The sequence below is a fragment of the Nocardia amamiensis NBRC 102102 genome, assembly GCF_001612745.1.
GTDB classification, from domain to species: domain Bacteria; phylum Actinomycetota; class Actinomycetes; order Mycobacteriales; family Mycobacteriaceae; genus Nocardia; species Nocardia amamiensis.
Map to the genome: position 1 here is coordinate 1 of NZ_BDBA01000302.1, position 8,663 is coordinate 8,663.

Sequence of the window (8,663 nt, forward strand, 5' to 3'; positions counted from 1 at the left end):
GGCCGCAGCCGCAGGCGTCACGTCGAGGGTCGCCTGCTCGGCCTTCGCCGGAGCCGCTGCGTTCGCGGAATCGGCCGCGTCGGCCTTCGCCGGGGCATCGCCCTTCGCGGTCTCCGCAGACTTCGCCTCGCCTTTGGCGGGCTTTTCCACCTTCGCCGGTTTCCCGGCGGCCTGATTTTCCTTGATGGCGGCGATCAGATCGCCCTTGCGCATTCCAGAGGTGCCTCGGATACCGAGCTCCCCCGCGAGGGCGCGCAACTGCGGCAACAACATTCCAGTCAGCCCCGATCGTGCGACGTCGGTGTGTTCGCTCATCTTCGAAATCTGTCCGGATTCACTTTCGCGGTCGCCCGTCGGGTTCGATTCCACGCCGGGTGTCGCGAGCAGGTCCGTATCTGTCACGGAAATCCTTTCCTTCCCTCGATTGCCGTGTGCTGTTTCGAGGGTTCGTCCCGCAGCCCGGGCATTCTTCCGGACTGGGATGCGTCCGTCCGGGCGCTATGTGCCGTATCACCTGCCCCGCCGGACCGGCGGCTTCTCCACCATTGGCGAAAGGTGGGGAGTGATCATTCCAGTTGCGCAGCTACGCAGCACCCCCATGGCCTGGAGGCTCGAGCCTGGAGCCTGCTGGAGCGATTGCCCTGATGAAGCACCGGCGTCTGATGCGCACGATGTACGGACTTGCCCAGAATAGCTGCATATTGCGAATCTCGGCAAGGCAGACTCGCCGTCAGTCGACCCGGACGCCTTCGGCGATACCCGGCTCCACCACGCGCAGGCCGTCGGATGCCGCGAGTTCGCGGAGTTCCGCGGGGAATTCGCTGGTGCTCAGGGCCAGGATGGTCGGCCCAGCGCCGGAGACGGTCGCCGCGATGCCCGCCGCCCGCAGGCGGCCGATCCAGGCCGTGGTCAGCGGTAGCGCGGGTGCACGCTGGGGCTGGTGCAGGCGGTCCGCGGTAGCGGGCAGCAACAGGTCGGGTCGCTGCGTCAGGGCGACCACCGCGAGCGCGGCGCGGCTGACGTTGAAGGCGGCGTCGCCGTGCGGCACGACCTCGGGCAGCAGGCCGCGGGTGTGTGCGGTGGACGAGCGCTCCTCGGGAATCAGCACGACCGGTCGCAGCGCGGAATGCGCCTCGAGCCGCACCGCGCGGTAGACACGACCGTGGTACTTCGCCTCGGGCGCGACATCGCGACCCGCGTCGGCGGCGAACTCGGTGTCGGCCTCGGTCCATGAGACCACGATTCCGCCGAGCACGCTGGCCGCCGCGTTGTCCGGGTGACCTTCGAATTCCGAGGCCAGCTGGACCAATTGATCGGCAGGCGTGGCCAGGGCGGGGTCCAGCTTCGCCGCGAGGGCGCAGCCGGCGGCCAGTCCACCGACCACCGCGGACGCCGACGAGCCGAGCCCGCGCGCATGCGGAATCACGTTGCGGCACACCACGTCGAGCCCGTCGGCCCAGACACCCGCCGATTCCAGGCCTCGCTCGATCGCGCGGACCACGAGATGCGAAGGGCCCCAAGGGACGTCGTCGGCGCCCTCGCCCTCGACCCGGATGGTGAGCCCGGAATCGGTGGTGCGCACCTCGATCTCGTCATAGAGACCCAGTGCCATACCGAGCGAGTCGAAGCCGGGGCCGAGGTTCGCCGTCGACGCGGGCACCCGCGCGGTCACGGTGAGACCGGCGGGCAGCGTCGCGCTCACGCCCGCGCCACGGTGGCGCTCGGTTCCGGTCTGCGCGGTGCGCGCTGTGTCGATGGTTCGCTCGCTACGCTCGCCCATGAGCTGGCTGTCGCGCGAACTCAACTCAGGCCAGCTCGAGTTCGGCGGCGACCGCGACCGGGTCGACCGGAATCGCCTGCACCTGCGGCATCCCCGACAGCGCCGTGTCGGGATCCTTGAGGCCATTGCCGGTCACGGTGCACACCACGGTGAGCCCGGGCTCCAGCCAGCCTTCCTTGCGCGCGGCGAGCACACCGGCGACGCTGGCCGCCGACGCGGGCTCGACGAACACGCCTTCGGCGGCCGCGACCAGGTGATATGCCTCGAGAATCGCCTCGTCGGTGGCGGCGCGGAACGCTCCGCCGGACTGCTCCTTGGCCTCGACGGCGCCGTTCCACGAGGCCGGCGCGCCGATCCGGATGGCGGTCGCGATGGTCTCCGGGTCCTTCACCGGCGCCCCGTTGACCAGCGGCGCGGCGCCCGCGGCCTGCACACCGAGCATGCGCGGCAGCTGACCGGTGACGCCGTCGGCGTAGTACTCGCGGTAGCCGCGCCAGTAGGCGGTGATGTTGCCCGCGTTGCCGACCGGGAGCGCGTGCACGTCCGGAGCCTTGCCGAGGACGTCGCAGATCTCGAAGGCCGCGGTCTTCTGCCCCTCGATGCGCGCGGGGTTCACCGAGTTCACCAGGCCGATGCTGGGGAAGTCGGCGGTGACCTTGCGGGCGAGCTCCAGGCAGTCGTCGAAATTGCCCTGCACCTGGATGATCTTCGCGCCGAGCATGACCGCCTGGGCCAGCTTGCCCATCGCGATCTTGCCCTGCGGGATCAGCACCGCGCAGCTCATGCCAGCGCGGGTGGCGTACGCCGCGGCGGACGCCGAGGTGTTGCCGGTGGACGCGCACAGCACCGCTTTCTGGCCGCGGTACTTGGCGTCGGTCATCGCCATGGTCATACCGCGGTCCTTGAACGACCCGGTCGGGTTCAGGCCCTCGACCTTGAGGTACACCTCGCACCCGGTCAGCTCGGACAGGTGCGGCGCGGGCACCAGCGGCGTTCCGCCCTCGTACAGGGTGACCGGCTCCCAGTCGGCCGCGCCGGCGAGCCGGTCGCGGTACGCCGCGATCAGGCCCGGCCAGCGGGAGTGCACTCCTGCCTGGGGCGCAACGCCAGTCGGACGCCCACCCGTCGCCGGGCCACCGCCGCTCATGGCGTCGCTACGCGACACTGTGGTCATTCTTCGGTGCCTTCCAATCTCAGAACGCTGGTCACGGATGTGACGGATGCCATTTCCGCCAGTGCGGCGACGGTGTCCGCGAGCGCCGACTCGGTCGCGTGGTGGGTCACCACGACCAGGCGCGCACCCGAACCGTGCCCTTCTTGACGGACGGTCGAGATGCTCACCTCGTGCTTGGCGAATTCGCCCGCCACTTTCTCCAGAACACCAGGACGGTCCTCGACCTGGAGGTTCACGTGATAGCGGGTGGGCGTGTCGCCGATCGGCGCGATCGGTAGCTCAGCATAAACCGATTCGCCGGGAGCGCGACCCCCGTAGAACTTGTTGCGTGCCGCCATCACCAGATCGCCGAGCACCGCGGAGGCGGTGGGAGCGCCGCCTGCGCCCTGCCCGTAGAACATCAGCCGCCCGGCGTTCTCCGCCTCGACGACGACCGCGTTGAAGGCGCCGGTCACCGCGGCCAGCGGATGTTTACGCGGAATGAGCGCCGGATAGACGCGCACCGAGACGCGTTCCTTACCGCCCTCGTCCGGACCGGGCTCGCCGGGGCCCGCGTCCACACGCTCGCAGATGGCCAGCAGCTTCACGGTGCAATCCAGCGCCGAGGCGGTCTCCAGATCCTCGGCGCTGATCCGCGAGATGCCCTCGCGGTACACGTCGGCGGCGGTGACCCTGGTGTGGAACGCCAGCGAGGCGAGGATTGCGGCCTTGGCCGCGGCGTCGTAGCCCTCCACGTCGGCGGTCGGGTCGGCCTCCGCGTACCCGAGACGGGTGGCCTCGGCCAGCGTCTCCGAGTAGTCGGCGCCGGTCTCGTCCATCGCGGAGAGGATGAAGTTGGTGGTGCCGTTGACGATGCCGACGACCCGGTTCACCCGGTCCCCGGCCAGGGACTGGATCAGCGGGCGCACCACCGGGATGGCACCCGCGACGGCGGCCTCGAAGTACAGGTCGGCGCGGTTGCGTTCAGCGGCCGCGGCGAGCTCGCCGGTGTAGTCGGCCAGCAGCGCCTTGTTCGCTGTCACCACGGATTTGCCCGCGTTCAGCGCGGCCAGGATCAGCCGGCGCGGCGGATCGATGCCGCCGATCACCTCGACGACCAGATCGACGTCCTCGCGGGCGACGAGCGCGTCGGCGTCGGTGGTCAGCAGGTCGGCCGGGATGCCGCGGTCGGTGCCGAGGCTGCGCACGGCCACGCCGCGTAGCACCACCGGGGCGCCGACGCGGGCACGCAGGTCCTCGGTGTGCTCGCGCAGGATGCGCACGACCTCGGTGCCGACATTGCCCATGCCGAGGACCGCGACCCCGATCGGGCGATCGGTTCCCCAGATGCCGTTCTTCGCGTTCGCCGTCACGCTTCCACCTCCAGGCTGAGCAGGTCCGCCACCGTCTCCCGGCGCAGGATCAGGCGCGGCTGTCCGTCCCGCACCGCGACGACCGCGGGGCGGGGCAACTGGTTGTACCGGCTGGACATCGAATAGCAGTACGCGCCGGTGGCGGCGACCGCGACCAGGTCGCCGGGGCTGACATCGGCGGGCAACCAGGTATCGCGGATAACGATATCGCCACTCTCGCAATGCTTTCCGACCACCCGCGCGACCACCGGCCCGGCCTGCGACGAGCGCGAGACCAGACGGCAGTCGTAATCGGCCTGATACAGCGCGGGACGGATGTTGTCGCTCATGCCGCCGTCGACGCTGACGTAGCGCCTGCGCAGGCCGCCGTCCAGCGAGACGTCCTTGATGGTGCCCACCTCGTACAGCGTCACCGTGCCGGGACCCGCGATGGCGCGGCCCGGCTCCACCGCGATCACCGGCACGGGCAGGCCCGCGCGTTCGGCCTCGGCGGCGACCAGCTTGCGCAGGTTCGCGGCGAACTCGTCCAGCGGCGGCGGATCGTCCGACGGCAGATACGAAATGCCGAGTCCGCCACCGAGATCCAGCGTGGCGATCTGGGCGGTGCGCTCGATGCCGAACTTGTCGATGGCCTCGCGCAGCAGCCCGAGCATGCGCCGCGCGGCGATCTCGAATCCGTCGATCTCGAAGATCTGCGAGCCGATGTGGCTGTGCAGGCCGACCAGGCGCAGGTTGTCGGCGTCGAAGACGCGCGCGAGCGCCTCCATGGCGTCGCCGCCCGCGATCGAGAAACCGAACTTCTGATCCTCGTGCGCGGTCGAGATGTACTCGTGGGTGTGGGCTTCCACGCCGACCGTGACCCGGACCAGCACGTCCTGCACCACGCCTGCGAGGCCGGCGACGGCTTCCAGGCGCTCGATCTCGATCAGCGAGTCGACCACGACGTGGCCGACCCCTGCGGACACCGCGGCCTCCAGCTCGGCGACCGATTTGTTGTTGCCGTGCAACGCGATTCGCTCGGCCGGGAAACCCGCGTGCAGCGCCACGGCGAGCTCGCCGCCGGAGCACACGTCCAGTGACAGGCCCTCGTCCCGGATCCAGCGTGCGATCTCACCGCACAGGAACGCCTTGGACGCGTAGTGGACGCGTGCGTTCGCCCCGAAGGCGCGGACCATGTCGCGGCAGCGGGAACGGAAGTCGTCCTCGTCGACCACGAACAGCGGGGTGCCGAACCGAGCGGCCAGCTCGTGCACCGGCACGCCCGCCAGCCGGACCACGCCGTCGGCGTCGCGAGCGGCGTTGCGCGGCCAGACGTTCGCGGGCAGATCGATCATCTGTTCCGGATCGCTCGGACGTTCCGGCAGATTCGGCGCGTGCGGGATCTCGGCGTGCCGGGGCCCGGCGGGGTGCGCACTCATGCCTCCGCCTCGCTGTCGCTCGGCTCCGGCATGACCGCGCAGGCGGCTGTGTCGATGGCTCGCTCGCTCCGCTCACTCATGCCTCCGCCTCGCTGTCGCTCGGCTCCGGCATGACCGCGCAGGCGGCTGTGTCGATGGCTCGCTCGCTCCGCTCACTCACGAAAACTTCCTTCCTCCGTCTGGTCCGGTGCCCGGTCACATGCGCTCCGGCGCACTGACGCCGAGCAGGCCGAGGCCGTTGGCCAGGACCTGTCGCGTGGCGTTGACCAGGGTCAGGCGGGCGGCGTTCGTCGGCGAGACGGGCTCGTCGCCCAGCGGCAGCACGCGCAGGTTCTTGTTGGTCTGGAAGCGGTGATAGGCGCCGGCCAGCTCCTCCAGATAACGAGCCACCCGGTGCGGTTCGCGCAGGCTCGCCGCGCTGGCCACGACGCGCGGGTACTCACCCAGGGTACGGATCAGCTCGCCTTCCTCGTCGGCGGAAAGCAGCGCGAGATCCGGCGTGACGGAGGCGTACTCGAACTCGGCGGCGTTCCGCGCGATGGACGCGGTGCGCGCGTGCGCGTATTGCACGTAGTAGACCGGGTTCTCGTTGCTCTGGCTGGCCCACAGATTCAAGTCGATGTCGATGCTCGAGTTCACCGACGAGCGCACCAGCGAGTACCGCGCCGCGTCCACGCCGATCGCCTCGACCAGGTCGTCGAGCGTGACGACGGTGCCGGCGCGCTTGCTCATCCGCACCGCGACACCGTCGCGCAGCAGGTTCACCATCTGTCCGATCAGCACCTCGACGGTGGCCGGGTCATCGCCGAACGCGGCCGCGGCGGCCTTCAACCTGCCGATGTAGCCGTGGTGGTCGGCGCCGAGCATGTAGATGCACAGATCGAAGCCGCGCGAACGCTTGTTCTGGAAGTAGGCGATGTCACCGGCGATGTAGGCGGCCTTGCCGTCGCTCTTGATGACCACCCGGTCCTGATCGTCCCCGTATCCGGAGCTGGCGATCCACCAGGCGCCGTCCTTCTCGTACAGGTCGCCGGAGTTCTTCAGCTTCTCCACCGCCTGCTCGACCGCACCGGAGGCGAACAGCGAGCTCTCGTTGAAGTAGACGTCGAAGTCGGTGCCGAACTCGTGCAGCGACTCCTTGATGTGCGCGAACATCAGCTCTACGCCCTCGGCGCGGAACAGTTCCAGGCGCTCGGCCTCGGGCTTGCTCAGCGCGCCGGGGTGCGCGGCCACGATCTTGTCGGCGATCTCGCCGATGTAGGCGCCCGCGTAACCGTTGTCCGGGGTCGGAGCGCCGGTGGCGGCCGCGACCAGCGAGGCGGCGAACCGATCGATCTGCGCGCCGTGGTCGTTGAAGTAGTACTCGCGCACCACGTCGGCGCCCTGCGCGGCGAGGATGCGGCCCAGCGCGTCGCCTACCGACGCCCAGCGGGTGCCGCCCAGATGCACCGGGCCGGTGGGATTCGCCGAGACGAACTCGAGGTTGATCCGGGTGCCCTTCAGCGTGTCCGCGGTGCCGTACGCGGCGCCGGCGGCGAGCACGCGCTCGATGATCGCGCCCTGCGCGGAGGCGGCGAGGCGGATGTTCAGGAAGCCGGGTCCGGCGACCTCGGCGGCGGCGACGCCGTCCGCGGCGGCCAGTGCGTCGGCCAGCCAGGTCGCCAGCTCGCGCGGCTTGGTTCCGGCGCGCTTGGCCACCTGCATCGCGACATTCGTGGCATAGTCGCCGTGTTCCGGATTACGGGGACGCTCCACGCTGACCTCGTCGGGCAGGACCGCAGGGTCCAGTCCACGTTCGACAAGCACCTTCGCCGCGGTGGCGCGAAGGAGATCTGCAAGGTCAGCTGGAGTCACGAGTCTCTATCCTATGGTCTTGGCGGGTGTACACCACGGGGTGGGCACTGCGCAGCCAGCGGATCCACCACGTCGAGAGAGCACAACGAGCGATGCCGAACAGTCCCAGCGCCAAATCGGCCAAGGCCGCCAAGGCCGCGGCGAAGTTGTCGGCTCCCCGCAAGCGGGGCAAGCAAGGGCAACTTCCGAAGAAGAATCGCCAGATTCCCTGGCTGGCCATCGGCGCGGCCGTAGTCATCATCGCATTGATCGGCGCCCTGGCCTACAACCTGGTCCCCAAGTACCAGGAGAAGGCGGAGCTGGACAAGTACACACCCAGCGCGGAGCGGAAAGATCCCTCCGACGGGATCGCGGGCGTGGTGAAGAAGGAGTACCCCGCGGGCCTGCACATCAGCGCGAGCCAGCGGGTTGCCTACGACCAGGCGCCGCCGTTCGGCGGCCCGCACGACCAGTCCTGGGCGACCTGCACCGGCACGGTCTACACCAAGCCGATCCGGGTGGAGAACGCGGTGCACTCACTCGAACACGGCGCCGTGTGGATCGCCTACAACCCCGACAAGGTGAACGCCGACGGGATCGAGACGCTGAAGGCGAAGGTCGAGGGCAAGCCGTACACGATGATGTCGCCCTACCCTGGGCTGGATTCGGCGGTGTCGCTGCAGTCCTGGGGGCATCAGTTGAAGCTGGACAGCGCTGATGACAAGCGGGTCGGCCAGTTCATCACCGCGCTGCGATTGAACTCCTACACCTACCCCGAGGTCGGCGCGGACTGCTCGACCATCGTCTTCGACACCGACAACCCGCCGCCGTTCGACCCGACTCCGCCCGGGCCCGATGCGGTGCCGATGGACGGCAAGGGCTTGACGCCGGACCCGTCCGAGGTCGGCGGCATGCCCCCGGGTGGCCTGCCGGGAGTGCCCGGCGTGCCCGCGCTTCCCGGTGTGCCTGGTGTGCCCAGCGCGCCGGCGCCGGGGCAGCCCGCACCGGGTGCGGGGCAGTAATGCCCGCCGACAAGGAGCCCGTCAACGACAAAAACGGACCGGGGCATGAGCCAGCGGTATCCGCCGGGAGTGTGTCCGCCGACG

Annotated in this window: 7 protein-coding genes; 1 reads left to right on the forward strand and 6 read right to left on the reverse strand. The window is 69.7% G+C overall.

Translation table 11 applies throughout. The annotated features are described in order from the left end of the window. From NA4_RS36115 to argS, 6 genes are all read right to left on the reverse strand, one after another. The coding region (locus NA4_RS36115; RefSeq protein WP_373862870.1) for a Rho termination factor N-terminal domain-containing protein at positions 1–369 on the reverse strand (369 nt) is incomplete at its 3' end. Positions 370–730: 361 nt separating this feature from the next. After that, positions 731–1,702 (reverse strand): homoserine kinase, encoded by a 972-nt coding sequence (gene thrB / locus NA4_RS36120; RefSeq protein ID WP_067480226.1) that lies wholly within the window; start codon positions 1,700–1,702, stop codon positions 731–733. 103 nt (positions 1,703–1,805) lie between these two features. Next, the gene (thrC, locus tag NA4_RS36125; RefSeq protein WP_067480229.1) at positions 1,806–2,927 is read right to left on the reverse strand and encodes a threonine synthase; all 1,122 of its coding nucleotides are present in this window, start codon (positions 2,925–2,927) and stop codon (positions 1,806–1,808) included. Between the two features lie 23 nt (positions 2,928–2,950). Continuing rightward, positions 2,951–4,306, reverse strand: a complete 1,356-nt coding sequence (locus NA4_RS36130; RefSeq protein WP_084497764.1) for a homoserine dehydrogenase — start codon at positions 4,304–4,306, stop codon at positions 2,951–2,953. Further along, entirely contained in the window at positions 4,303–5,724 is a 1,422-nt protein-coding gene (gene lysA / locus NA4_RS36135) for a diaminopimelate decarboxylase (RefSeq protein ID WP_067480216.1), read from the reverse strand. The genes NA4_RS36130 and lysA overlap by 4 nt, the downstream gene beginning before the upstream one ends. Before the next feature lie 195 nt (positions 5,725–5,919). Further along, positions 5,920–7,578 carry an arginine--tRNA ligase gene (gene argS / locus NA4_RS36140; protein WP_067480220.1) on the reverse strand — a complete coding sequence of 553 codons (1,659 nt, stop codon included), beginning with the start codon at positions 7,576–7,578 and terminating at the stop codon, positions 5,920–5,922. 92 nt (positions 7,579–7,670) lie between these two features. Here argS and NA4_RS36145 point away from each other — a divergent pair, with 92 nt between their 5' ends. Next, complete coding sequence (locus NA4_RS36145; protein WP_067480222.1) at positions 7,671–8,579, forward strand: thioredoxin-like domain-containing protein; 909 nt, start codon at positions 7,671–7,673, stop codon at positions 8,577–8,579. Positions 8,580–8,663: the final 84 nt, after the last annotated feature.